Raw genomic sequence first — 23,824 nt, 5'->3', positions numbered from 1 at the left:
CCTGCTCGGCCTGAGAGCATCCTAGATATCCGGCATACCCCCAGGGGGTACCTAGTGTTTTCATCTATTTTTCATATGTAATTTTTATAAATTGCATTTATACTCTGGCCCAGTACCTGAGTTTGGCGTGCTTTTACGCCGTTGCGAACACCGCCTGCCATGCCCCATAACGCCGAAGACAAGCACCGCGCCATCACCCGCCTGCGCCGCATCAAGGGCCAGGCGGAGGCCCTGGAGCGGGCGGTGGAGGCCGGCAGTGATTGCGCCCCCATCCTGCAGCAGCTCGCCGCCATGCGCGGGGCCGTACACGGCCTGATGGCCGACTTGCTTGACGGCCATATGCGCGAGACCATGGCCAAGCAGCCGGCGCCGTCGCAGGCGGACATTGACGAAATGTTGTCGCTGCTGCGTTCGTACCTCAAATAGGCCTGTGGTCGTGACCGCGCCTGACTGTTTTCCCCCGTTTTTGACCCAAGGAGTCCACCCATGAAATCCCGCGCCGCTGTTGCCTTCAAAGCCGGAGAGCCTTTGCAGATTGTCGAGATCGACGTTGCGCCACCCCAGAAGGGCGAAGTGCTGGTCAAGATCACCCACACGGGCGTGTGCCACACGGATGCCTTCACCCTGAGCGGTGATGACCCCGAAGGCATCTTCCCGGCGGTGCTGGGCCATGAAGGCGCCGGCATCGTGGTGGAAGTGGGCGAGGGCGTTACCAGCGTCAAGCCGGGCGACCATGTGATCCCGCTGTACACGGCAGAATGCGGCGAATGCCTGTTCTGCAAGAGCGGCAAGACCAACCTCTGCGTGGCGGTGCGCGCTACCCAGGGCAAGGGTGTGATGCCCGATGGCACCACGCGCTTCAGCTACAACGGCGAGCCGATCTACCACTACATGGGCTGTTCCACCTTCTCCGAGTACACCGTGGTAGCAGCGGTGTCGCTGGCCAAGGTCAACCCCGATGCCAACCCCGAGCAGGTCTGCCTGCTGGGCTGCGGCGTGACCACCGGCCTGGGCGCTGTCAAGAACACCGCCAAGGTGCAAGAGGGCGATACCGTGGCCGTGTTCGGTCTGGGCGGCATCGGCCTGGCGGTGATCCAGGGCGCGCAGCTGGCCAAGGCCGGCCGCATCATCGCCGTCGATACCAACCCTGGCAAGTTCGAGCTGGCCCAGACCTTTGGCGCGACCGACTGCATCAACCCCAAGGATTTCGACAAGCCGATCCAGCAAGTGATCGTCGAGATGACCGGCTGGGGCGTGGACCACAGCTTTGAATGCATTGGCAGCACCCAGGTGATGCGTGCAGCGCTGGAATGCGCGCACCGTGGCTGGGGCCAGAGCGTGATCATCGGCGTGGCGGGCGCGGGCCAGGAAATCTCCACCCGTCCTTTCCAGCTGGTGACCGGCCGCAAATGGCTGGGCACCGCCTTTGGTGGCGTCAAGGGCCGCAGCGAGCTGCCCGGCATGGTGGAAGACGCGATGGCCGGCAAGATCAAGCTTGAGCCCTTTGTCACCCACACCATGGGTCTGGCCAAGATCAACGAGGCTTTCGACCTGATGCATGAAGGCAAGTCGATCCGCTCGGTGGTCAATTACGCCAGCTAAGCGCTGCTGGCCGAACTTGGCCAGCGCCGGCTGCCAGCACGCGATGCAATAGTCCTGCGCAGCGCTGGCAGCGGTGCCAGGGGCGACAATGCGAGGCTTGTTGTCCCTGCGGCCCGGCCCGCACCATTGAAATCCATGTCTTTTACCTCTCTTGGCCTTGCTCCGTCGCTGGCCCACGCTGCCCAGGCCCATGGCCTGATTGCACCCACGGCCATCCAGACCCAAGCCATTCCGGCCATTCTGGACGGGCGTGACCTGCTGGGCTGCGCGCCGACCGGCTCGGGCAAGACGGCGGCCTATGTGCTGCCGCTGATGCAGGCCTGGATGCTCAGTGATGCAGCAGGCCAGGCGGGCCGCCATGAGACGCAGGCCTTGATCCTGGTGCCCACGCGCGAGCTGGCCACCCAGGTGGCCGAGCTGGTCTACTTTGTCGGCGAGGCCCTGGGCCGCCGCCCCAAGGTGGCCGTGCTCACCGGCGGTGTCTCCATCAATCCCCAGCTGCTGGCCCTGCGCGGTGGTGTGGATCTGGTGATTGCCACGCCCGGGCGCCTGCTCGATGTGGTGGCGCACAGCAAGCTGCGGCTGGACACCATCAGCACCCTGGTGCTGGACGAGGCCGACCGCTTGATGGACCTGGGCTTTGCCGAGGAGCTGCAAAGCGTGCTGGCCTTGGTGCCGCCGCGCGAGCAGCGCCAGACCCTGCTGCTGTCGGCCACCTTTGCACCGGCGGTGCAGGCGCTGGTGCCCAGCTTGCTGCGTGCCACGCATGACAAGGTGGAGATCGCCTCGACCCACCTGCAGGATGCCACCATCGTGCAGGAGGCCTACTACCTCGATGCCGCCAAGCGCACGGCCTGGCTGCGTGAGCTGGTCACCCAGTACACCGGACAGCGCATGCTGGTGTTTGTGGCCAGCCGCTACAGCGCCGAGCATGTGGCCAACAAGCTTTATGACAAGGGCATCAGCGCCACCGCCTTCCATGGCGAGCTGAGCCAGGGCGCGCGCCAGCAGGTGCTGCAGGAGTTCCGCAGCAGCCAGTGGCAGGTGCTGGTCACCACCGATCTGGCCGCGCGTGGCATCCATGTCGAGGCACTGCCCCTGGTCATCAACTACGACCTGCCGCGCTCGCCCACCGACTACACCCACCGCATCGGCCGCACCGGCCGGGCAGGGACCAGCGGCCTGGCCATCAGCCTGGTCACCCCCGCCAGCCTGGCGCATTGGAAGGTGATCGCCAAGCGCAATGCGCTGGAGATGGAGCTGCAGACCCCTGCGCAGTACCCCGTGACCGAGCCGGTGCCGGCGCAGGGCTCGGTCGACGAGTCGGGCAATGGCGGCATCAAGGGCAAGCGCATGAGCAAGAAAGACAAGCTGCGTGCAGCGGCCGCACAGGCCGGCACACAGCCACCCGCTAGCGAAGGAAATTCCGATGTCTGATGCCCAAGCCAGCCTCAAGCTGCAGGCGGCCCATGCCTGCTTTGGCGGCGCCCAGCGTTTTTATGAGCATTTCTCCAGCCAGATCGGCCTGGCGATGAAGTTCTCGGTGTTTCTGCCGCCCAAGGCAGTGGAAGGCGAGAAAGTGCCCGCGCTGCTGTACCTGTCGGGCCTGACCTGTACCGAAGAGACCTTCATGACCAAGGCCGGCGCCCAGCGCCTGGCGGCTTCGCTGAACGTGGCCCTGGTCAGCTGCGACACCAGCCCGCGCGGCGCGGGCCTGGCCGGCGAAGCGGAGAGCTGGGATTTTGGCGTGGGTGCCGGTTTTTACCTGGATGCCACGGCCAAGCCCTGGGCGCTGCACTGGCGCATGGAAAGCTACATCCTCGAAGACCTGCTGCCTCTGCTGGGCGCCAAGCTGCCGATCGACCTGCAGCGCCTGGGCATCTTTGGCCACAGCATGGGTGGCCATGGCGCGCTGACCCTGGCGCTGCGCCACCCCGGCGTGTTCAAGTCGGTCTCGGCCTTTGCGCCGATTGCCAACCCCATTAACTGCCCTTGGGGCCAGAAAGCCTTTGCCGGCTACCTGGGCGACAACCAGGCCGAATGGGCGCGGCACGATGCCAGCGCCCTTATGGCCGCGCAAAAGCAGGCGCCATACCCGGCCGGCATCCTGGTCGACCAGGGCCTGGCCGACAAGTTCTTGCTGGAAAAGCAGCTGCTGCCCGAAGCCTTTGAAGCCGCCTGCGCCCAGGTCGGCCAGCCACTGACCCTGCGCCGCCATGGCGGCTATGACCACGGCTACTACTTCATCCAGAGCTTTATCGACGAGCACCTGCGCTTTCACGTGAGCCAGCTGTAAACAGAACCCGCTACGCGGATTGCTGCCAGGCGCTGCCGCCCACCCCGGGCGGTGGCGCCTGTTTTATTTGCGCGCCTCGGTCAACATGCGCAGCGCCAGGCCCGCGAGCACGGTGCCCATCAGCCAGCGCTGCATCTGTACCCAGCTGGGGCGGCTGGCCAGAAAAACGGCGATCGAGCCGGCCAGCATCGCAATGGCGGCATTCACGCTGACGCTGACCACAATCTGTGTGAAACCCAGCACCAGGGACTGTGAAAAAACGCTGCCGTGGGCGGGATCGATGAACTGCGGCAGCAGTGACAGGTACATCACGGCAATCTTGGGGTTGAGCAGGTTGGTCAGAAAACCCATCGCAAACAGTTTGCGTGGGCTGTCCTGCGGCAACTGGCGCAGCTCGAACGGGGAGCGTCCTCCGGGCTTGACCGCCTGCCAGGCCAGGTACAGCAGGTACAACGCGCCGCCAATGCGCAGTGCGTCGTAGGCGTAGGGGATGGCCATCACCAGCGCGGTGATGCCCAGCGCGGCGCACAGCATGTAGAACACAAAGCCCAGGGCCACACCGCCTAGCGAGATCAAGCCTGCGCCGCGCCCTTGGCATATCGAGCGGGAGATCAGATAGACCATGTTGGGCCCTGGGGTCAGGACCATGCCCAGGGAAATGAGAGCGAAGGCGAGCCAGTTGTGAAGTTCAGGCATGGGCGCGGGCACACATGGCGGTGCAAGAGGGTGGTTGGACAGGGCGGCGCCCGCTGACCATCAGGTGCTGCGCGGCGCGCCCACATCATAGACGCGCAGATCGCGGTCGCCAATCTCCAGCGCAGGCCAGGCAGCGCGCCAAGCCTGGATATGGCTGGAGGCAAAGTGCGCATCCAGCGCGGCCTGGTCGCTCCACAGCTCTTTGACGTGGATCAGCCCGGGCACCAGCACATCCTGGGCATAGCCGTATTCCAGGCAGCCGACCTCCGCGCGTGAGGCTTCGACCATGGCCCGCATGGCGGGCAGGGCGCGTTTCAGGTTGGTGGCGGGCAGGCGGACGGTTCCAACGATCAACAGCATGGGTTTTCCTTTCGATAGGTCAATGGGGCCTCAGCGCATCCAGCCGGGCACCCGGGTTTCGAGCAGTTGGGGCACCATGTCGGCGTTGGTCCATACCACTGCCAGCTGCTCCCACTGCGCCGCCCAGCGCTGGGCATCGTCGCGGCCCAGGCCAATGACCAGAAAACCCGGCTCGGCCGGCCAGCCATTGGCGGGGTGCTGGGCAACGGCGGGCAGCGCGGCAAAGCCGGCTTGGCCCAGTGCGCGGCCCAGTTGGGCATGGCGCTCGATGTTCTCGTCCTTGTCCAGCAGCTCGCCCATGGGGTTGAAGGCGGTGATGAAGCAGCTGCAATCGGTCTGGTGCTGCTGGTAGAGGGCGCCGAGTGCCGCCTGGGCTTGGCCCAGCTGCAGGATGAAGGGGGCCTGGTTCAGCACGTGGTACTGGGTTTCTTCAAAGGCCTTGCGCAGTTCGGGCGAGAGGGTGGTCATAGATAAGGGGCCGCGAGTGTTGTCGGTCATGCACGCGTGGTTGTAAAAGCCGTGGATGCGATATGCCCCGATAGCGGCATGGCCACCGGGGCAGCCATCGTAGCGGCTTGCTGACGTCCGACTAGGTCGGCAGAGTTTTCCACACAAATGACACGAATTTCGTGTGATCGGAGACAATACGCGATTCGCCTGCACGCTGATGCTTGTAAAAATCAAGCCAGGTGCTCCTATTTTGTCTTTCTCTTTGGTTGAGACACATGAAAAAACGTTCTTTCGTTGCCACCCTGGCGCTGACTGCCTTGCTCACCGCTTGTGGCAAGAATGATGCGCCCAAGCCTGCGGCTGAAGCACCCGCGCCTGCGCCTGTGGCAGCAGCTGCCACCAAGCTGGTGGTAGGTTTGGACGACAACTTCCCGCCCATGGGTTTCCGTGACGAGAAGAACGAAATCGTGGGTTTTGACATCGACATGGCCCGCGAAGCGGCCAAGCGCGCTGGCATCGAAGTGGAATTCAAGCCGATCGACTGGAACGCCAAGGAAGCCGAGCTGCTGGGCAAGCGCGTCGATGCACTGTGGAATGGCCTGACCATTCTGGAAGAGCGCAAGGAAAAGATCCTCTTCACCGACCCCTACATGGTCAACAAGCAGATCATCATCGTGAAGGCCGGCTCGCCGATCAAGACCAAGGCCGACATGGCTGGCAAGATCGTTGGCGCCCAGGAAGGCTCCAGCGCCGTGACCGCGATGGAAAAGGACAAGGAACTGTCCTCCAAGTTCAAGGAAACCAAGCTGTTTGGCGACAACATCGCTGCACTGATGGATGTGGAAGCCGGCCGCCTGGACGTGGTGGTGGTGGACGAAGTGGTGGGCCGTTACCTGGTCTCCAAGAAGCCTGACAACTACGTCGTGCTGGCCGAAGACTTTGGCACCGAAGACTATGGCGTGGGCTTCCGCAAGGACGACGAAGCCACCCGCAACAAGATCAACGACGTGCTGGCAGAGATGAAGAAGGACGGCAAGGCTGAAGAAATCGCCAAGAAGTGGTTTGGCGCCGACGTGATCAAGCACTGATCTTTGCGTAAGCATGCACCGGGCCGGCACGCTGTGCCGGTCTTGTGCTTTTGGGCGCAGCCCATGGCCGCCGCAGCGCTGGGCGTTGTGCGGCGGCCAGAACGGATTTTTATGACAGGGGTGCCAGACGACTGGCGCTCGTGCCTGTGGCGGCTCGGCACCCGGTGCCGCTGCCACCCTGAAGGCCATCGATGGACTATGTAATTTCAATGCTGGGGCCGCTGTCCAACGGCGCCCTGGTGACTCTCAAGCTGTTCTTCATTACCCTGGCGCTGTCGGTGCCACTGGGTCTGGCCTTGGCCTTGGCGCGTATTTCTCGCTTCAAGGCGCTGGCGCGCTTTGTCGAGGCCTATATCTGGCTGATGCGCGGCACGCCGCTGATGCTGCAGCTGCTGTTCATCTACTTCGCGCTGCCCTTTGTGCCGGTGATCGGCGTGCGCCTGCCCGATTTCCCATCGGCCGTGGTGGCCTTCGCGCTCAACTACGCGGCCTATTTTGCGGAGATCTTCCGCGCCGGTATCCAGAGCGTGGACCGGGGCCAGTACGAAGGCGCCAAGGTGCTGGGCCTGTCCTACAGCCAGACCATGCGCCGCATTGTGCTGCCGCAGATGGTGCGCACCATCTTGCCGCCGGTGAGCAACGAGACCATCACCCTGGTCAAGGACACCTCGCTGATCTATGTGCTCGCCCTCAACGACCTGCTGCGCGCCGCGCGCGGCATTGTGCAGCGCGACTTCACCACCACGCCCTTTGTGGTGGCGGCCGCCTTCTACCTGCTGATGACCCTGGTGCTGACCTGGGGCTTCAACCGCCTGGAAAAGCGCTATGCCAAATATGACGCCTAAACAGTGCGCAACGATGAATCGGCAAGAAGCAGTAGCAGCGAAGAGCGCAGGAGTATGGCAATGACAGGCAATGACATGGGCACCCCCCCGGTGATGGTGCAGGCGCGCGATATCTGCAAGGCCTTCAACGGCAACGAGGTGCTCAAGCGCGTCTCGCTGGATATCCACAAGGGCGAGGTGATGGCGGTGATCGGCCCGTCTGGCTCGGGCAAGAGCACCTTTCTGCGCTGCTTGAACCACCTCGAAGTGATCGATTCGGGCTCGGTGGTGGTCGAGGGCCAGACCCTCGTCAGCACCAATGCACAGGGCCAGGCCCAGTACGCACCAGATGCCCAGATGCGCGCCATTCTGCGCCGCATGGGCATGGTGTTCCAGGGCTTTAACCTGTTCCCGCATCTGTCGGTGATCGACAACATCACCGAGGCGCCGATGGTCGTCAAGGGTCTGACGCGCGAGCAGATCATGCCCAAGGCCCAGGAACTGCTGCGCAAGGTGGGCCTGCTGGAGAAGGCCGATGCCTATCCGGCGCGGCTGTCAGGCGGCCAAAAGCAGCGCGTGGCCATTGCCCGGGCGCTGGCGATGGAGCCGGACATCATGCTGTTTGACGAGCCCACCTCGGCGCTGGACCCGGAGCTGACCGGCGAAGTGCTGCGCACCATGCGCCAGCTGGCCGAAGAGCACATGACCATGCTGGTGGTCACCCATGAAATGGGCTTTGCCCGTGAGGTGGCCAATACCGTGGTGTTCATGGACCAGGGCGCCCTGATCGAGGCCAAGCCAGCGCGTGCCTTTTTTGAAGACTGCAGCCATCCGCGCATTCGTTCCTTTTTGGACAATATGCTTTAATCACGGGCGCTTCTCACCCTTGTTGACGCTGTAGTCAACGGTCTGAGAAGCCACCTGTGCGATGCTCCAGGCTTGCCCGATCGCGCCAGGGACAGCAATAGCCTGTTGCATTGCGGGGCTTAGCCCGTCCGGGTTACGATCTGGCGATATAAATACATTCATGAATGTTTGTTACAAGTCGTAAGCTCTCCTGCTTGGGCTGCGGCAACTGACTACAGAAAAGAGCCCTGCCCCCTCTTATGATGACGATGCCGGATGTTGCCGGCTTTTCTATGCAATCTTCTGCCTCACCACCTCTTGTCGAACTGCGCAATGTCACCTTTGGCTATGGTGACCGCACCATCCTGCGCGATGTGTCGCTGACCATCCCGCGCGGCAAGGTGACGGCGCTGATGGGTGCGTCCGGCGGTGGCAAGACCACGGTGCTGCGCCTGATTGGCGGCCAGGCCCGTGCGCAGGCCGGCCAGGTGCTGCTTGACGGCCAGGATGTGGGAGCGATGAGCCAAGCGCAGCTTTATGCCGCGCGGCGCCGCATGGGCATGCTGTTCCAGTTTGGCGCGCTGTTCACCGATATGACGGTGTTCGAGAACGTGGCCTTTCCGCTGCGCGAGCACACCAAGCTGTCCGATGCGATGGTGCGCGACATTGTGCTGATGAAGCTGCAGGCCGTGGGCCTGCGCGGCGCGCGCGATCTGATGCCCTCGCAGATTTCCGGCGGCATGGCCCGGCGTGTGGCGCTGGCCCGTGCGATGGCGCTGGACCCCGAATTCATCATGTACGACGAGCCTTTTGCCGGGCTGGACCCGATCTCGCTGGGCACCTCGGCGCAGCTGATCCGCGAGCTCAACGACGCCCTGGGCCTCACCAGCATCATCGTCTCGCACGATTTGGAAGAGACTTTCAAGCTGGCCGACCAGGTGATCATTCTGGGTCCCGGCGTGGTGGCGGCGCAGGGCACGCCCGATGAGGTGCGTGCCAGCAGCGATCCGCTGGTGCACCAGTTTGTCCACGCACTGCCGCAGGGGCCGGTGCCTTTCCATGTGCAAGGGCCCAGCATGGATGAAGACTTTGGAATTCCTGCCGCGAAAGGAGGCCGCTGATGCGTTGGTGGCACCCTGCTGATATTGGTTTTGCGCTGCGCTCCAAGGCGGCAGCAGTTGGCCAGGCCACGCGCCTGCTGCTGCGCCTGCTGGCCGGGCTGGGCTATGTGATCCGGCGTCCGGGCCTGTTGCGCGACCAGATCCATTTTTTGGGCAATTACTCGCTGGCCATCATTGGTGTGTCGGGCCTGTTTGTCGGCTTTGTGCTGGGCCTGCAGGGCTACTACATCCTGCAGCGCTACGGCTCGGCCGAGGCCGTAGGCATGATGGTGGCCCTGACCCTGCTGCGCGAGCTGGGCCCGGTAGTGACGGCCCTGCTGTTTGCTGGCCGTGCCGGCACCGCGTTGACGGCCGAGATCGGCCTGATGAAGGCGGGTGAGCAGCTGTCTGCGATGGAGATGATGGCCGTCGATCCGGTCGAGCGCATTCTGGCGCCGCGCTTTTGGGCGGGACTGATTGCCATGCCGCTGCTGGCTGCGGTGTTCAGCGCCATCGGCATCATGGGCGGCTGGATTGTTGGCGTCTTGATGCTGGGCATCGATGGCGGCGCCTTCTGGGGCCAGATGCAAAGCGGTGTTGATGTGTTCCAGGATTTGGGCAATGGCGTGATCAAGAGCATGGTGTTCGGCATCACGGTGACCTTTGTCGCCTTGCTCCAAGGCTTTGTTGCCAAGCCCACCCCCGAAGGTGTCTCGCGTGCCACCACGCGCACCGTGGTCATGGCGTCGTTGTCGGTGTTGGCGCTGGACTTCATGCTCACGGCCATGATGTTCAGCATCTGATGCCTACCCTATAGAAAAGAGAAACGGATTCGCATATGCAGCCCTCCAAAACCGATATCTGGGTTGGCCTGTTTGTCATGCTGGGCGCCGCCGCGCTGGTGTTCCTGGCCTTGCGCGCAGGCAACCTGCTGACCCTGGATTTCAACAAAGGCTACGAGGTCACCGCCCGCTTTGACAACATTGGTGGCCTCAAGCCGCAGGCCGCAGTGCGCAGCGCCGGTGTCAAGGTGGGCCGCGTCAAGAGCATCGGCTTCAATGACCAGACCTTCCAGGCCGATGTCCATATCGAGCTGACCAATGGCTATACCTTCCCCAAGGACAGCTCCTTCAAGATCCTGACCAGCGGCCTGCTGGGCGACCAGTACGTGGGCGTCGAGGCCGGCTTTGATGAAAAGCCCTTGGCCAGTGGTGATACCGTCACCAATACACAATCGGCCATCGTGCTGGAAAATCTGATCGGCCAGTTCCTGTATGGCAAGGCCTCGGAGAGTTCCGCACCCAAAGCCGCCGAATAACACAAGCAAAAAACGAGAACGATGATGCGTTATCCAACCAACCTCTCAGGCCGCACGTGGATGCTGGCCTCCTCCCTGGGCCTGGCTGCCGTGCTGACCGGCTGCGCCAGCGGCCCTGGCGCCAACCCCCGCGACCCGCTGGAGCCCTATAACCGGGCCATGTTCAGCTTCAACGATGCTGTCGACAATGCCGTGCTGGAGCCGGTGGCTACCGGCTACCGCGATGTGACGCCGACCGTGGTGCGCACCGCCGTGACCAACTTCTTCGCCAACCTGGGCGACCTGTGGTCGGCCGTGAACAATGCGCTGCAGCTCAAGGGCGAGGGCACCTACAACAGTGTGGTGCGCTTTACCACCAACACCGTGTTCGGTCTGGGTGGTTTGATCGATATCGCCAGCGATATGGATATCGAGCGCCACAAGCAGGACTTTGGCCTGACTCTGGCGCGCTACGGCATGCCGGCAGGCGCCTACATCGTCTGGCCTTTGCTGGGCCCCTCGACCATCCGCGATTCCGCCGGCATGGTGGTGGACTGGCAAGGCAACGTGGTCAGCTCGATCAACGATGTGCCGGTGCGCAACTCGCTGACCGGCCTGCGCATCGTCAACACCCGTGCCAACCTGCTGGGCACCACGTCGCTGGTGCAGTCTGCCGCGCTGGACAAGTACAGCTTCACCCGTGACGCCTACCTGCAGCTGCGCCAGAACGCCACCCACGCAGGCGAGGAAGAGGACGAGACGCAGTGGATGAACGAATCTGCTGCTGACCCACAGCCTCAGGGCAATGTCAAATAAGTCGAAGATATAAAGACTTACAAGAAACATAGCGGTGCATGCAACTGCATGACCGCGCCAGAATCAAAAATGCTCTGAGTCTGAATCGCAGACCTGGGCTGAAAGGAAAGCATATGTTGAATCGTCGCGCATGGGTGCAGTACTCCGCCGCCGTAGCTGCCGTGGCTTGCATGGCATCGACCCCCCTGGTGGCCAGCGCTGCGGATATGGCGCCCGACGCCATGATCAAGCAACTGTCTGACCAGGTGCTGAACACCTTGAAGACCGACCAGTCCATCCGCGGTGGTGATGTGACCAAGATCACCTCGTATGTCGATAGCGTGGTCATGCCCAATGTGGATTTCCGCCGCATGATGGCCTCGGCCGTGGGCCCCAAGTGGCGCACTGCCACTGCCGCACAGCAGCAGCAACTACAGGACGAGTTCAAGAAACTGATGGTCAACACCTACTCCGGTGCGCTGCACCAAGTGAGCGACCAGACCATCAACGTCAAGCCCGTGCGCATGCAGGCTGGTGACAAGGAAGTCGTGGTGCGTTCCGAGATCCTGGGCCGTGGCGACCCGATCCAGCTCGACTACCGCCTGGAAAAGACGCCCGGTCAAGGCATGGGCTGGAAGATCTACAACCTGAACGTGATGGGCATTTGGATGGTGGAAACCTACCGCAACCAGTTCCAGGAAGAGCTGAACAAGCCCGGCGGCAGCCCCCAGACCCTGATTGATTCCATCGTGGCCCGCAACAAGGCCAATGCCGGCGGCGCCAAGAAGTAAACGCGCGCCATGTTCAGTCTGCCTTCGACTCTGACCCAGGTGCAGGCCCAGGCCTGCCTGCAGCAACTGCAGGCAGACATGGCCCAGCTGCCTGCGGGCGCGCCGGCGCAGATCGATGCCAGTGCCTTGGTGGTTTTTGACTCCTCGGCGCTGGCGGTTTTGCTGGGCGGCCGCCGCGCGGCACTGGCAGCCGGCCGGCCGCTGCAACTGAGCGGCATGTCGGCGCCGCTGCTGTCGCTGGCGCGTCTCTACGGCGTGGATGGCCTGCTGCAGCCCCCAGCGGCGCATTGAACCCCCAGCCCAGCGGCATCTGGCCGCTGCGCCTACAATGGCCGACTCATGTCCGCCATCGCATTCCAATCCGTCTCCAAGGTCTACCAGACCGCCAAGGGGCCCTTCCAGGCATTGAACAACGTCAGCCTCGATATTGAGGAAGGGGAGTTCTTTGGCCTGCTCGGTCCCAACGGCGCGGGCAAGACCACCATGATCAGTATTCTGGCCGGCCTGGCCCGGGCCAGCAGTGGCTCCGTCAAGGTGCTGGGCAGCGACGTGCGCGAGGATTACGCCAATGCGCGCCGCAAGCTCGGTATCGTGCCCCAGGAACTGGTTTTTGATCCCTTTTTCAATGTGCGCGAGTCGCTGCGCATCCAGTCCGGCTACTTCGGTGTGAAAAACAACGATGCCTGGATCGATGAGCTGCTCGAAAGCCTGGGTCTGGCCGACAAGGCCACGGCCAATATGCGCCAGCTGAGCGGCGGTATGAAGCGCCGCGTGCTGGTGGCCCAGGCGCTGGTGCACAAGCCGCCGATCATCGTGCTCGATGAGCCCACAGCCGGCGTCGATGTGGAGCTGCGCCAGACCTTGTGGCAGTTCGTCAGCAAGCTCAACAAACAGGGCCATACGGTGCTGCTCACCACCCACTACCTGGAAGAGGCCGAGGCGCTGTGCAACCGCATTGCGATGCTGCGCTCGGGCCATGTGGTGGCGCTGTCGACGATGGCTGAGCTGCTGCAGGGCAGCTCTTCGAACGTGCTGCAGTTCAAGACCGATGGCCTGCTGCCGGCGGACCTAGCGGCCCAGGCGCGCATCACCGGCCGCATTGTGCAGCTGCCCGCCAGCAGCGCAGCGGATGTGGAGCGCATCCTTGCCCAGCTGCGCACTGCCGGTGTGGTGGTGGAAGACCTGGAGATCCGCCGCGCGGATCTGGAGGATGTGTTCTTGCAAGTGATGGCGCGCGATGCCGTGGTGGACCATGCCACCACGCAACTGGGTGCGGGAGTGGCACGATGAGCGGCTGGCAAACCCTGTTTTACAAAGAAGTGCTGCGTTTTTGGAAGGTGAGCTTCCAGACCGTGGCCGCGCCGGTGCTGACTGCCGTGCTCTACCTGCTGATCTTTGGCCATGTGCTGCAAGGCCGGGTGACGGTGTTCAGCGATGTCAGCTACACCGCCTTTCTGGTGCCGGGCCTGGTGATGATGAGCCTGCTGCAGAATGCCTTTGCCAACAGCTCGTCGAGCCTGGTGCAAAGCAAGATCATGGGCAGCCTGGTGTTTGTGCTGCTGACGCCGCTGTCGCACTGGGGCTGGTTCTTTGCTTTTGTCGGCGCCTCCATCGTGCGCGGTCTGGCCGTCGGCCTGGGTGTCTATGTGATCACCTTGTTCTTTGCGCCGCCGCATTTTGCATCGCTGCCCTGGGTGCTGATGTTTGCCGTGCTGGGCGCCGGCCTGATGGGCACCTTGGGCCTGCTGGCCGGTCTGTGGGCGGACAAGTTTGACCAGATGGCCGCGTTCCAGAACTTTGTGATCGTGCCGATGACCTTTCTGTCGGGCGTGTTCTATTCGATCCAGTCGCTGCCCCCGTTCTGGCAAAAGGTCAGCCACCTGAACCCGTTCTTCTACATGATCGACGGCTTCCGCTACGGCTTCTTTGGCCAGAGCGATACCTCCCCCTGGTTGAGCCTGGGCATCGTGGCCATCGCCTGGCTGCTGGTGAGTGCGCTGGCCGTGCAGCTGCTGCGCACCGGCTACAAGATCCGCAACTAATGACTACCTGCTGCAGCCCGCGTGGCTGCAGCCGCCTTGCCAGCAGCCCACCCCACGGAGCGGCTGGCAGGCATTTAGAACCGAATAAGTGAGAGCGTGCAATGACTGCTGAGGACCTCCAAGACATCATCACCGCCGGCCTGGCCTGCGAACATATCGCGCTGGAAGGCGATGGCCGCCACTGGTTTGCCACCATCGTGTCGCCCGCCTTTGAGGGCAAGCGCCTGATCCAGCGCCATCAGCTGGTGTACGCCACCTTGGGCCAGAAGATGCATACCGATGAGGTGCATGCGCTGTCGATGAAGACCTACACCCCTGCCGAGTGGGCTGCCCAGCAGGCCTGATTTTTCTTGTATCAACCCAGGCTGGCCCAGCCCCATCCGGCAAGGATGCGCAGGCTGCCGCTGGCGAAAGTGCCCCATGGATAACACCACCATGATCACCTTGGCCCTCTCCAAAGGCCGCATTTTTGACGAAACCCTGCCGCTGCTGGCAGCCGCAGGCATCGAGGTGCTGGAAGACCCCGAGAAATCGCGCAAGCTGATTTTTGCCACCACCCAGCCCGATGTGCAGGTGGTGCTGGTGCGTGCCTCCGATGTGCCCACCTATGTGCAGTACGGCGGTGCCGACCTGGGCGTGACCGGCAAGGACACCTTGTTGGAGCATGGCGGCGATGGCCTGTTCCAGCCGCTGGACCTGCAGATTGCCAAGTGCCGCGTGAGCGTAGCGGTGCGCAATGATTTTGACTATGCCCAGGCCGTCAAGCGCGGCGCACGCCTGCGCGTGGCCACCAAGTACCCGCAGATTGCCCGCGAGTTCTTTGCGCGCAAAGGCGTGCACGTGGATCTGATCAAGCTCTACGGCAGCATGGAGCTGGCGCCGCTGACCGGCCTGGCCGATGCCATCGTCGACCTGGTGAGCACCGGCAATACCCTGCGCGCCAACCACCTGCAGGAAGTCGAGCACATTATCGACATCAGCTCCCACCTGGTGGTGAACCAGGCGGCGCTCAAGCTCAAGCAAAAGCGCCTGCGCCACATCATCGATGTGTTTGCAGCCGGTGTGGCCAAAAACAGCTAAGCCACTCCCACCATCCCCCAGGCTGGCACCTGCCTGTTTGAAAAGTGTCTGAGTCAGAAGGTAATCACTATGGAATTCGTTGCCACCCCCGCCCGTCTGTCAACCACCGATGCCCAGTTTGAGCATGACTTTGCTCAGCGCCTGCATTGGTCGGCAGACACGGATGCTGCCATTGAGCAGAGGGTGGCCGATATCCTGGCGGATGTGCAAAAGCGTGGCGATGCCGCCGTGCTGGACTACACCGCGCGCTTTGATGGCCTGCAAGCGGAAAACATGCTGGCGCTGGAGCTGCGCAAGGAAGAGCTCAAAGCCGCGTTCGATGGCCTGCCGGCCGAGCAGCGCGAGGCGCTCGAATCCGCAGCACGCCGCGTGCGCACTTACCACGAGGCCCAGAAAAAGGCCAATGGCGAGAGCTGGAGCTACCGCGACGAAGACGGCACCTTGCTGGGCCAGAAGGTTACGCCGCTGGACCGCGTGGGCATTTATGTGCCCGGTGGCAAGGCCGCCTATCCCAGCAGCGTGCTGATGAACGCCATCCCCGCCCATGTGGCCGGTGTGGAAGACATCATCATGGTGGTGCCCACGCCCCAGGGCGTGAAGAACCCGCTGGTGCTGGCTGCTGCCTATGTGGCCGGCGTACACCGCGCCTTCACCATTGGCGGTGCGCAGGCCGTGGCGGCGCTGGCTTATGGCACCGCCACCATCCCCAAGGTGGACAAGATCACCGGCCCGGGCAATGCCTACGTGGCCAGCGCCAAAAAGCGCGTGTTTGGCTTGGTGGGCATCGACATGATTGCCGGCCCCAGCGAAATCCTGGTGCTGGCCGATGGCACGACGCCGCCGGACTGGGTGGCGATGGACCTGTTCTCGCAGGCTGAGCACGATGAGCTGGCGCAGTCGATTCTGCTCTGCCCCGATGCCGCCTACCTGGATGCCGTGCAGCGCGAGATCGACCGCCTGCTGCCCGAGATGCCGCGCAAGGCCATCATCGCCAAGAGCTTGTCCGACCGGGGCGCGCTGATCCTCACGCGCAACATGGAAGAGGCCTGCGCGCTGAGCAACCGCATTGCGCCCGAGCACTTGGAAGTCTCCAGCCGCGATCCGCACCAGTGGGAGCCCCTGCTCAAGCATGCGGGCGCGATCTTCCTGGGGGCCTACACCAGCGAAAGCCTGGGCGACTACTGCGCCGGCCCCAACCATGTGCTGCCCACCAGCGGCACCGCCCGTTTCTCGTCGCCACTGGGCGTCTACGACTTCCAAAAGCGCTCCAGCCTGATCGAGGTGAGCGAGGCCGGTGCCCAGGTGCTGGGCAAGACCGCTGCCGTGCTGGCCTATGGCGAAGGCCTGCAAGGCCATGCGCGCGCGGCCGAGATGCGCATCAAGCGTTAAATCGTTCTACGCTGCCCTCGCCATCAAGACAGGGGCAGCGCAGCGTCCTCAATGGCGATCGCAGGCCGCGGGCACATAGGCCTGCCACTGCACTACCAGCTGGGTACGGCTCTGGCCCCGGGGCCAGGGAATGCTCCATTCGCCCTCGTGCATGCGCATGCCTTGCAGGCCATCGAGCACCGGGTAGGGGCCGGTGGGGGCATCCCGATCCGCATCTTCTTCCAACTGCCAGATCCGCAGCGCGCCATGCTGTTGCAGGCGCTCGGCCGTGGCCCAGGGCGAATGGCGCGGGTCACCAGGGATCAGCACCGAGGGCTGGCTCTTGGCGCCGATGGCGACCAGGCCACCGGTCCAGGCATCGCTGGCCACGGTATCGAGCGGGCAGCTGGACAGGGAGTCCCAGGTGGCTTCGGCCTGCTGCGCTAGCGCGGCCGAGGGCCAGTCGCTGCGCACGGGGCTCCTGCGGAAGTCCGAGATCTTCCACAGGTACAAACCACAGAGCACCGAAATCAAGCTGAGCCACACGATGATGCCGCGCAGCAGATAAGGGCGCATGGGCGCCAGCCAGGCGCTGGGGATCAGCGCTGCAGCCAGCACGCCGCTGAAAGGCCACATCGGCACACCCCACATATCGCGCAAACGCAAGCCCAGCGCCATGCCCATGGTGGCCAGCAGCAAGCCTGGGGCCAGCGCGATCAGGCAGAGGTAGGCTGGCTTGGCGCTGTGCCATTGCCAGGGCGCGGACACGGCAGGGCGCCGCTTGGACCAGCGCAGCCGCAAAAAGCCAAACAGCAGCACCAGCAGGAGTGGCAGGTGGTTGAGCAGCTGGGTCAGCAAAAAGCCCAGCGCCCCTGCGCGGGCGGATTCGCCGTAGTGGCTGGCAGAGCGGTCCTTGGCATAGGAGAAGGGTAGCCAGTCGTTGTTGTGCAGCCAAAGCAGATGCGGTGCAAACACCAGCGCCATCACCAGCAGGGCCAGCCAGGGGCCCGGGCGGCGCAGCAGGCTGCGTGCAGGGCTCAGCACGGTAAACAGCCCCAGGCAGAGCAGCAGCAGGCCGATGGAGTATTTGCTCAGCAGCCCCAGGCCGGCCATCAGGCCCAGCAGCAGCCATTGCCAGCGCTTGTCGTCCTGCCAGGCGGCCAGGTAGAAGTAGCAGATGCCCGTCCAGAAGGGCATTTGCGCAATGTTGTGGTTGAACTCCAGCGCCGGCCGGGTATAGAAGGCCACGCCCATCGTCAGCACTGTGCCGATAAAGGCGCGCTCGCGCCCCACCAGGCGGCAGGCCGTGAGCCAGACCAGCCACAAGGTTAATCCCACGCAGAGCTGGCTCAGCGCAAACGGGCCCCAGCGGCCCAGTGCCAGAAAGGACACATGCAGCGCAATCGGTGGCAGGGGCGGGTGCTTGTAATAGCCCCATTGCCACTCACGGCCCCAGCCCAGGCTCTCGACCACATCCAGCGGAAAGCTGGGCGCCAGCAGCGGTGGGAACAGGGTCCAGGCCAGGGCATACAGGCAGGCAAAGGCCAGCATGGTGCGCAGCATTTTCTGGTGGTCGTGCGGCTGGATTGGGGCTGAAACGGCAGGGGACATGCAGTGGAGCGCACACAGCGCTCAAGGCTGTGTCACGGGCTGTGGGGCTTTGTAAAGCTGGCTAGTGTAGCTGCAGGCTATTGGCTGTATCTACCGTTGGCGGGGCAGCGGACGGGGGTTTTGGTTACTGAAAATATCAGTCGCTGCGGGCGGGCGCCAGCTGATCAGCCAGGCTGCTCAGCGCGGGCGCGCAGGCCTGGGCCAGCTTCAGGTCCAGCAGCGCGTCATCGCGCATCTGGCCCAGGTTGATGGCGGCAACGGGCAAGCCGGCTTGCTTGGCGGCGTGCACAAAGCGCAGGCCCGAATACACCATCAAGGAGCTGCCCACCACCAGCAGTGCGCCGCTGGCGGCGAGGTGGTCCATGGCTTGCTGGCGGCGCGCGGCCGGTACGTTTTCGCCGTAAAAGACGACATCGGGCTTGAGGATGCCGCCGCAAGCAGGGCAGGCTGGCACCTGAAAGGCGGAAAAGTCCACGCCGGCCAGGTCGGCATCGCCATCGGGGGCGGCGCTGGCGCTCAGGTGCTGCCAATCGGGGTTGGCGGCCATCAGCTGGTGCTGAAAGTCAGCACGCACTAGGCGCTGGCCGCAGCCCATGCAAACCACCTGGTCCAGCCGGCCATGCAGGTCCACCACCCGCTGGCTGCCCGCGCGCTGGTGTAGGCCATCGACGTTCTGGGTGATGAGCGCCTGCACATAACCGGCCTGCTCCAGCCGCGCCAGCGCCTGGTGCGCAGCATTGGGCTGGGCCTGCGAGAACACCGGCCAGCCGACCAGGCTGCGCGCCCAGTAGCGCTGGCGCGTGAGCGTCTCGGCCATAAAGTCCTGAAAGCGCACCGGAGCGGGGCGCTTCCAGGCGCCTTGCGCATCGCGGTAGTCGGGGATGCCGCTGCCGGTGCTCACGCCCGCGCCGGTCAGCACGGTCCAGGGGCGGTGCTGCTGCAGCAAGCGGGTCAATGCTGCCAGATCAGCGGATACGGTGGCTTGCGGGAGAAGTTCGGTGAGAAGTGGCATGGGTTAGAACCTGTTCAAAGTCTCCTCGCGCCGCGACAGTGTCTTTGCGAGATGGGATGCGAGGGGGGGCGCCCAGCCGCGCAATACCGCAGCAATAGCCATGCTATTGCGAGGATTTGCAACGACGCAGACCGCTCCCTTCCCGGGCAGCGCAAAGCCACTGTCCCTACGGGTTGGAGTGAAATCGGGCGATTTCTTCGCGCTGGCCCTTGCTTGCACCCCGGTGCAAGCTGCGGACCATCGCTTCGAACTCATCCCGATTGCACTCCAACGCGGCTGCGTAGAGACTTCGAACAGGTTCTTAGGCTTGGCTGCCCTGATGATAGTGCCCGCAACGTCCGATTGCTCTAGTCTGGATTGGCTACACGAAATTCGTGTTGCACGAATTTCGTGTAAAATCGGCCGCATGAAAAATCTCACCATCACTGTGGAAGACAGCGTGCTGGAATGGGCCCGGGTTGAGGCCGCACGGCGTGGCACCAGCGTCTCGCGCATGGTAGGAGATTTTATGGCCGAGCTCCAGCAGCGCGAGGACGCCTACGAGCGCGCCTACCTGGCCTGGCGCACGGACGAGCGCAGCTGGCAAGGCGGTGCAACGCCTCAGGGTGGGGCCGCTGCGGCACGCAAAATCGGCGGCCGCCGCAAGACCGGGCAGGAGGGCGCATGAGCACCGTGTTTGTCGATACCTCGGTGCTGGTCGCCGCAGAGAACGTCTCGGACGCCGCGCTCTACCAGGCGACCTTGGACTGGCTCGACCTGCTATGGAGCAGCCGCACCGGCCGCACCGGCAACCAGGCGCTGAGCGAGTTCTACGACCAGGTCACCACGGCGGCCAACCCTATGCCCCAAGGCGATGCGCGCGCCGCCATCCGCCGCTACCAAAGCTGGACGCCCTGGAAAACTGATGCCGCCACCTTGGAGACCGCCTGGGCGGTGCAGGCGCGCCATGCCCTGGACTTTGGCGATTGCCTGGCAGTCGCCTGCGCCCAGCACAGTGGCTGCCAGCAGATGCTCAGCCTCCACCTGCCCCATGGCGCCGAGTTTGGTGGCGTGACCATCGTGCACCCCTTGCGCCAGGCCGCCCCGGCCCAGACCAAAGCCTGAATATTCCTGATGTGAAAGAGTGATGTGATGACCTCTCAAGACAAGTCTCTGCAGGCCCTGCAACGCATCCGCGCCGATGTGCGCGCCATGCAGGCCTACCATGTGCAAGATTCCAAGGGTCTGCTGAAGATGGACACCATGGAGAACCCCTACCGCCTGCCAGACGCGCTGCAGCAAAAGCTGGGCGAGCGGCTGGGCGCGCTGGAGATCAACCGCTACCCGGGCGAGCGCCTGGAGACGCTCAAGAAAATGCTGGCCGACTATGTGGGCGCACCCACGGGCACGGCCGTGCTGCTGGGCAATGGCTCGGACGAGATCATCACCTTGCTGGCGCTGGCCACGGCGCAGCCCCATGCCGAGGGCCGCGCCAAGATGCTCGCGCCGATGCCGGGTTTTGTGATGTACCCGATGTCCGCCCAGCTGCAGGGCCTGGACTTTGTCGGCGTCAATCTGACAGCAGACTTTGACCTGGATGTGCCCGCGATGCAGGCCGCCATTGCCGCGCACAAGCCGGCCATCACCTATATCGCCTACCCCAACAACCCAACCGCGACCCTGTGGGACGACGACAAGGTGCTGGCCGTCATCGATGCGGTGGCGGAGGTGGGTGGCCTGGTGGTGATGGACGAGGCCTACCAGCCCTTTGCCAGCCGCAGCTGGATCGACCAGATGCGTGCTGACCCTGCGCGCAATGCGCATGTGCTGCTGATGCGCACCCTGTCCAAGTTTGGTCTCGCCGGTGCGCGCCTGGGCTACCTGGTGGGGCCGGCGGTCATCGTCAATGAGATCGACAAGGTGCGCCCGCCCTACAACATCAGCGTGCTCAACTGCGAGACGGCCATTTTTGCGCTGGAGAACGAGGCGCTCTATGCCGAGCAGGCCCGCGCCATCCGCGCAGAACGCCAGCCGCTGATCGACGCGCTGCAGGCGCTCAGCGGCGTGCGCAAGGTCTGGCCGTCGGAAGCCAATATGGTGCTGATGCGCGTGGACGATGCGGGCAAGACCCAGGCGGCGATGAAGGCGCGTGGCGTGCTCGTCAAGAATGTGTCGGCCATGCACCCGCTGCTGGCCCAGTGCCTGCGGCTGACCGTGGGCACCCGTGAAGAAAATGCCCGCATGCTGGCGGCGCTCAAGGAGTCTCTATGAACCATCTGGTGCCCACCCCATCGACCGCCACGCCGCTGCACCGCACGGCCGAGGTAGCCCGCAACACCGCCGAGACCCGCATCCAGGTGCGTGTCGACCTGGACGGCACGGGCCATGCCCGGCTGAACTCGGGCATCGGCTTTCTGGACCACATGCTGGACCAGATCGCGCGCCATGGCCTGATCGACCTGGACATCGAATGCGCCGGTGACCTGCACATCGACGGCCACCACACCGTCGAGGACATCGGCATCACCCTGGGCCAGGCTTTTGCGATCGCCATTGGCGACAAAAAGGGCATCCGCCGCTATGGCCATGCCTATGTGCCGCTCGATGAGGCGCTGAGCCGCGTGGTGATCGATTTCTCCGGCCGCCCGGGTCTGCACATGGATGTGAAATTCACCGCCGGCAGCATTGGCCAGCTTGATACGCAGCTGGTGTACGAGTTCTTCCAGGGCTTTGTGAACCATGCCGGCGTGACCTTGCACATCGACAACCTCAAGGGCTTCAATGCCCACCACCAGTGCGAGACCATCTTCAAAGCCTTTGCGCGCGCATTGCGTTTTGCGTTGGAGCATGATCCCCGCATGGCGGGCGTGATACCGTCCACCAAGGGCTCCCTGTAAGCTGCCGTTGGCGGCAGCCGCTACACTTCATTCTTGCTATGACAACTTCATCCAATACCGTTGCCGTGGTGGACTACGGCATGGGCAATCTGCGCTCGGTGTCGCAGGCCGTGCAGGCGGCGGCCGCGGGCTCATCCGTGGCCGTGGTGGTGACGGCCGACCCCGAGGTGGTGCGTGCTGCCACCCGCATCGTGTTGCCAGGCCAGGGCGCCATGCGTGACTGCATGGCCGAGCTCAAGGCCTCGGGCCTGCAGGACAGCGTGCTGGAAGCGGCCCGCAACAAGCCGATGTTCGGCGTTTGCGTGGGCATGCAGATGCTGCTGGACCACAGCGAAGAGGGCGACACCCCGGGCCTGGGCCTGATCGCTGGCCAGGTGCGCAAGTTCCAACTGGCGGGCCGCACCCAGGCCGATGGCAGCCGCTTCAAGGTGCCGCAGATGGGCTGGAACCAGGTGCAGCAACAAGCCCATGGCGGCCAGCCCCACCCGGTCTGGCAGGGCGTGCCCGACCAGTCCTATTTCTATTTTGTCCACAGCTTTTATGCGGCCCCTGCCAGTGATGCCCAGTGCCACGGCTGGGCCGAGTATGGCGAGCGCTTTGCCTGCGCCATTGGCCGAGACAACATCTTCGCGACCCAGTTTCATCCAGAAAAAAGTGCGGACCAGGGCCTGGCGCTCTACCGCAACTTCCTGCACTGGAACCCTTAAATTTTCACCGTCAGCCCACTACCATGCTGCTCATTCCTGCGATTGACCTCAAGGACGGTCACTGCGTACGCCTCAAGCAAGGCGATATGGACCAATCCACTACCTTTGGTGAAGACCCGGTTGCGGTCGCCCGCCGCTGGTTCGATGCGGGCGCGCGCCGCCTGCATCTGGTGGACCTCAACGGCGCCTTTGCCGGCCAGCCCAAGAACCTGCCGGTCATCAAGGCTATCCTGAAGGAATTTGGTGACGAGCTGCCGGTGCAGCTGGGTGGCGGCATCCGCGATCTGGACACCATCGAGAAATACATCGATGCCGGCATGCGCTACGTGATCATCGGCACGGCCGCGGTCAAGGACCCCGGCTTTCTGCAGAACGCCTGCACGGCCTTTGCCGGCCATATCATCGTCGGCCTCGATGCCAAGGACGGCATGGTTGCCACCGATGGCTGGAGCAAGATCACCCAGCACTCGGTCATCGAGACGGCCAAGCGCTTTGAGGACTGGGGTGTGGAATCCATCATCTACACCGACATCGGTCGCGACGGCATGCTCAGCGGCATCAACATGGAAGCCACCGTCAAGCTGGCCCAGGCGATCAAGATCCCCGTCATTGCCTCCGGCGGTCTGTCGGGCATGGCCGATATCGAGGCCCTGTGCAAGGCCGAGCCCGAAGGCGTCGAAGGCGTCATCTGCGGTCGCGCCATCTACACCGGTGACCTGGATTTTGCGGCCGCCCAGGAGCGCGCCGACCAGCTGAGCGACAGCGTCTAAGCCGCCCGCCCACCTGCTGCAACCGCACTGCAGCGCAAGGCCACCCCAGGGTGGCCTTTTCTACATCTGTGTTAATTGAAACAGTTTGTATGCAACCCTGGTTTTCTTCCAGCGCCAAGCCTGTGGGAGCTGGACTACAGCGCGCTTTTAAGTCCGTGTAGTGACTGCGAATTTAAGGAATGTCAACAAATGCTAGTTGTTACCTATGGCAGC

At 63.6% G+C, this 23,824-nt stretch carries 29 protein-coding genes; 24 read left to right on the top strand and 5 right to left on the bottom strand.

Features of this window, described 5'->3' with window-relative positions; translation table 11 throughout:
• The first annotated feature begins 159 nt into the window (after nt 1–159).
• The 4 genes from EDF71_RS12380 (at nt 160) to fghA (ending at nt 3,898) form a co-directional block, all read left to right on the top strand.
• The gene (locus tag EDF71_RS12380; protein WP_021026096.1) at nt 160–426 is read left to right on the top strand and encodes a metal/formaldehyde-sensitive transcriptional repressor; all 267 of its coding nucleotides are present in this window, start codon (nt 160–162) and stop codon (nt 424–426) included.
• A 60-nt stretch (nt 427–486) separates the two neighbouring features.
• On the top strand, nt 487–1,602 hold the full coding sequence (locus EDF71_RS12375) for an S-(hydroxymethyl)glutathione dehydrogenase/class III alcohol dehydrogenase (RefSeq protein WP_133856890.1): 1,116 nt from the start codon (nt 487–489) through the stop codon (nt 1,600–1,602).
• Nucleotides 1,603–1,737: 135 nt separating this feature from the next.
• Nucleotides 1,738–3,039 carry a DEAD/DEAH box helicase gene (locus tag EDF71_RS12370; RefSeq protein ID WP_133856889.1) on the top strand — a complete coding sequence of 434 codons (1,302 nt, stop codon included), beginning with the start codon at nt 1,738–1,740 and terminating at the stop codon, nt 3,037–3,039.
• Nucleotides 3,032–3,898: an S-formylglutathione hydrolase gene (gene fghA / locus EDF71_RS12365; RefSeq protein ID WP_133856888.1), complete on the top strand. Its 867-nt coding sequence runs from the start codon at nt 3,032–3,034 to the stop codon at nt 3,896–3,898. Before EDF71_RS12370 ends, fghA begins: the two co-directional genes overlap by 8 nt.
• Nucleotides 3,899–3,961: 63 nt before the next feature.
• Here fghA and EDF71_RS12360 read toward each other — a convergent pair whose 3' ends face one another.
• From EDF71_RS12360 to EDF71_RS12350, 3 genes are read right to left on the bottom strand one after another with little or no spacing between them, the layout of a single operon-like run.
• Nucleotides 3,962–4,594, bottom strand: coding sequence for a LysE family translocator (locus EDF71_RS12360; protein ID WP_133856887.1), 633 nt, complete (start codon nt 4,592–4,594; stop codon nt 3,962–3,964).
• A 60-nt stretch (nt 4,595–4,654) separates the two neighbouring features.
• Nucleotides 4,655–4,954, bottom strand: a complete 300-nt coding sequence (locus tag EDF71_RS12355) for a putative quinol monooxygenase (RefSeq protein ID WP_133856886.1) — start codon at nt 4,952–4,954, stop codon at nt 4,655–4,657.
• 30 nt (nt 4,955–4,984) lie between these two features.
• Complete coding sequence (locus EDF71_RS12350; RefSeq protein WP_166656525.1) at nt 4,985–5,422, bottom strand: DUF3293 domain-containing protein; 438 nt, start codon at nt 5,420–5,422, stop codon at nt 4,985–4,987.
• Nucleotides 5,423–5,679: 257 nt separating this feature from the next.
• On the opposite strand from EDF71_RS12350, the gene EDF71_RS12345 reads away from it, so the two are divergent.
• The 14 genes from EDF71_RS12345 (at nt 5,680) to hisD (ending at nt 16,656) form a co-directional block, all read left to right on the top strand.
• Nucleotides 5,680–6,492 carry an amino acid ABC transporter substrate-binding protein gene (locus EDF71_RS12345; protein ID WP_133856884.1) on the top strand — a complete coding sequence of 271 codons (813 nt, stop codon included), beginning with the start codon at nt 5,680–5,682 and terminating at the stop codon, nt 6,490–6,492.
• A gap of 191 nt (nt 6,493–6,683) precedes the next feature.
• Entirely contained in the window at nt 6,684–7,337 is a 654-nt protein-coding gene (locus tag EDF71_RS12340) for an amino acid ABC transporter permease (RefSeq protein ID WP_021026088.1), read from the top strand.
• Between the two features lie 93 nt (nt 7,338–7,430).
• Nucleotides 7,431–8,183, top strand: a complete 753-nt coding sequence (locus EDF71_RS12335; protein WP_133857024.1) for an amino acid ABC transporter ATP-binding protein — start codon at nt 7,431–7,433, stop codon at nt 8,181–8,183.
• Nucleotides 8,184–8,455: 272 nt separating this feature from the next.
• Nucleotides 8,456–9,283, top strand: coding sequence for an ABC transporter ATP-binding protein (locus EDF71_RS12330; protein WP_133856883.1), 828 nt, complete (start codon nt 8,456–8,458; stop codon nt 9,281–9,283).
• Entirely contained in the window at nt 9,283–10,065 is a 783-nt protein-coding gene (gene mlaE / locus EDF71_RS12325; RefSeq protein ID WP_133856882.1) for a lipid asymmetry maintenance ABC transporter permease subunit MlaE, read from the top strand. The genes EDF71_RS12330 and mlaE overlap by 1 nt, the downstream gene beginning before the upstream one ends.
• A gap of 35 nt (nt 10,066–10,100) precedes the next feature.
• Nucleotides 10,101–10,580, top strand: a complete 480-nt coding sequence (gene mlaD, locus EDF71_RS12320; RefSeq protein ID WP_133856881.1) for an outer membrane lipid asymmetry maintenance protein MlaD — start codon at nt 10,101–10,103, stop codon at nt 10,578–10,580.
• Between the two features lie 24 nt (nt 10,581–10,604).
• Complete coding sequence (locus EDF71_RS12315; protein ID WP_133856880.1) at nt 10,605–11,375, top strand: VacJ family lipoprotein; 771 nt, start codon at nt 10,605–10,607, stop codon at nt 11,373–11,375.
• A gap of 113 nt (nt 11,376–11,488) precedes the next feature.
• Complete coding sequence (locus EDF71_RS12310; RefSeq protein WP_133856879.1) at nt 11,489–12,145, top strand: ABC transporter substrate-binding protein; 657 nt, start codon at nt 11,489–11,491, stop codon at nt 12,143–12,145.
• Nucleotides 12,146–12,154: 9 nt separating this feature from the next.
• The gene (locus tag EDF71_RS12305; RefSeq protein ID WP_133856878.1) at nt 12,155–12,436 is read left to right on the top strand and encodes an STAS domain-containing protein; all 282 of its coding nucleotides are present in this window, start codon (nt 12,155–12,157) and stop codon (nt 12,434–12,436) included.
• Nucleotides 12,437–12,484: 48 nt separating this feature from the next.
• Nucleotides 12,485–13,435, top strand: a complete 951-nt coding sequence (locus tag EDF71_RS12300; RefSeq protein WP_021026080.1) for an ABC transporter ATP-binding protein — start codon at nt 12,485–12,487, stop codon at nt 13,433–13,435.
• Complete coding sequence (locus tag EDF71_RS12295) at nt 13,432–14,187, top strand: ABC transporter permease (protein ID WP_133856877.1); 756 nt, start codon at nt 13,432–13,434, stop codon at nt 14,185–14,187. The genes EDF71_RS12300 and EDF71_RS12295 overlap by 4 nt, the downstream gene beginning before the upstream one ends.
• 101 nt (nt 14,188–14,288) lie before the next feature.
• Nucleotides 14,289–14,531: a BolA family protein gene (locus EDF71_RS12290; RefSeq protein ID WP_133856876.1), complete on the top strand. Its 243-nt coding sequence runs from the start codon at nt 14,289–14,291 to the stop codon at nt 14,529–14,531.
• 91 nt (nt 14,532–14,622) lie between these two features.
• Complete coding sequence (gene hisG / locus EDF71_RS12285; RefSeq protein WP_133857023.1) at nt 14,623–15,267, top strand: ATP phosphoribosyltransferase; 645 nt, start codon at nt 14,623–14,625, stop codon at nt 15,265–15,267.
• Nucleotides 15,268–15,336: 69 nt separating this feature from the next.
• Nucleotides 15,337–16,656, top strand: coding sequence for a histidinol dehydrogenase (hisD, locus tag EDF71_RS12280; protein ID WP_133856875.1), 1,320 nt, complete (start codon nt 15,337–15,339; stop codon nt 16,654–16,656).
• Between the two features lie 48 nt (nt 16,657–16,704).
• Here hisD and EDF71_RS12275 read toward each other — a convergent pair whose 3' ends face one another.
• Nucleotides 16,705–18,198, bottom strand: a complete 1,494-nt coding sequence (locus EDF71_RS12275) for a glycosyltransferase family 39 protein (protein ID WP_133857022.1) — start codon at nt 18,196–18,198, stop codon at nt 16,705–16,707.
• A 184-nt stretch (nt 18,199–18,382) separates the two neighbouring features.
• Nucleotides 18,383–19,258: an NAD-dependent protein deacetylase gene (locus EDF71_RS12270; protein WP_133856874.1), complete on the bottom strand. Its 876-nt coding sequence runs from the start codon at nt 19,256–19,258 to the stop codon at nt 18,383–18,385.
• Nucleotides 19,259–19,664: 406 nt separating this feature from the next.
• On the opposite strand from EDF71_RS12270, the gene EDF71_RS12265 reads away from it, so the two are divergent.
• Genes EDF71_RS12265 through hisA form a run of 6 tightly spaced genes read left to right on the top strand, consistent with a single transcriptional unit; the run spans nt 19,665 to nt 23,611 of the window.
• A complete protein-coding gene (locus EDF71_RS12265) occupies nt 19,665–19,925 on the top strand; it encodes a DUF6364 family protein (protein WP_027010710.1) in 261 nt (86 codons plus the stop codon).
• Nucleotides 19,922–20,362: a PIN domain-containing protein gene (locus tag EDF71_RS12260; RefSeq protein ID WP_133856873.1), complete on the top strand. Its 441-nt coding sequence runs from the start codon at nt 19,922–19,924 to the stop codon at nt 20,360–20,362. Before EDF71_RS12265 ends, EDF71_RS12260 begins: the two co-directional genes overlap by 4 nt.
• Before the next feature lie 27 nt (nt 20,363–20,389).
• Nucleotides 20,390–21,508, top strand: a complete 1,119-nt coding sequence (hisC, locus tag EDF71_RS12255) for a histidinol-phosphate transaminase (protein ID WP_133856872.1) — start codon at nt 20,390–20,392, stop codon at nt 21,506–21,508.
• A complete protein-coding gene (gene hisB / locus EDF71_RS12250) occupies nt 21,505–22,134 on the top strand; it encodes an imidazoleglycerol-phosphate dehydratase HisB (RefSeq protein WP_133856871.1) in 630 nt (209 codons plus the stop codon). Before hisC ends, hisB begins: the two co-directional genes overlap by 4 nt.
• A 38-nt stretch (nt 22,135–22,172) precedes the next feature.
• A complete protein-coding gene (hisH, locus tag EDF71_RS12245) occupies nt 22,173–22,841 on the top strand; it encodes an imidazole glycerol phosphate synthase subunit HisH (RefSeq protein WP_133856870.1) in 669 nt (222 codons plus the stop codon).
• Between the two features lie 23 nt (nt 22,842–22,864).
• A complete protein-coding gene (gene hisA, locus EDF71_RS12240) occupies nt 22,865–23,611 on the top strand; it encodes a 1-(5-phosphoribosyl)-5-[(5-phosphoribosylamino)methylideneamino]imidazole-4-carboxamide isomerase (protein WP_133856869.1) in 747 nt (248 codons plus the stop codon).
• Nucleotides 23,612–23,824: the final 213 nt, after the last annotated feature.

The sequence above is a fragment of the Comamonas sp. JUb58 genome (assembly GCF_004364775.1).
GTDB lineage: Bacteria > Pseudomonadota > Gammaproteobacteria > Burkholderiales > Burkholderiaceae_C > Comamonas.
This window is presented reverse-complemented; position numbering and strand designations above follow the sequence as displayed.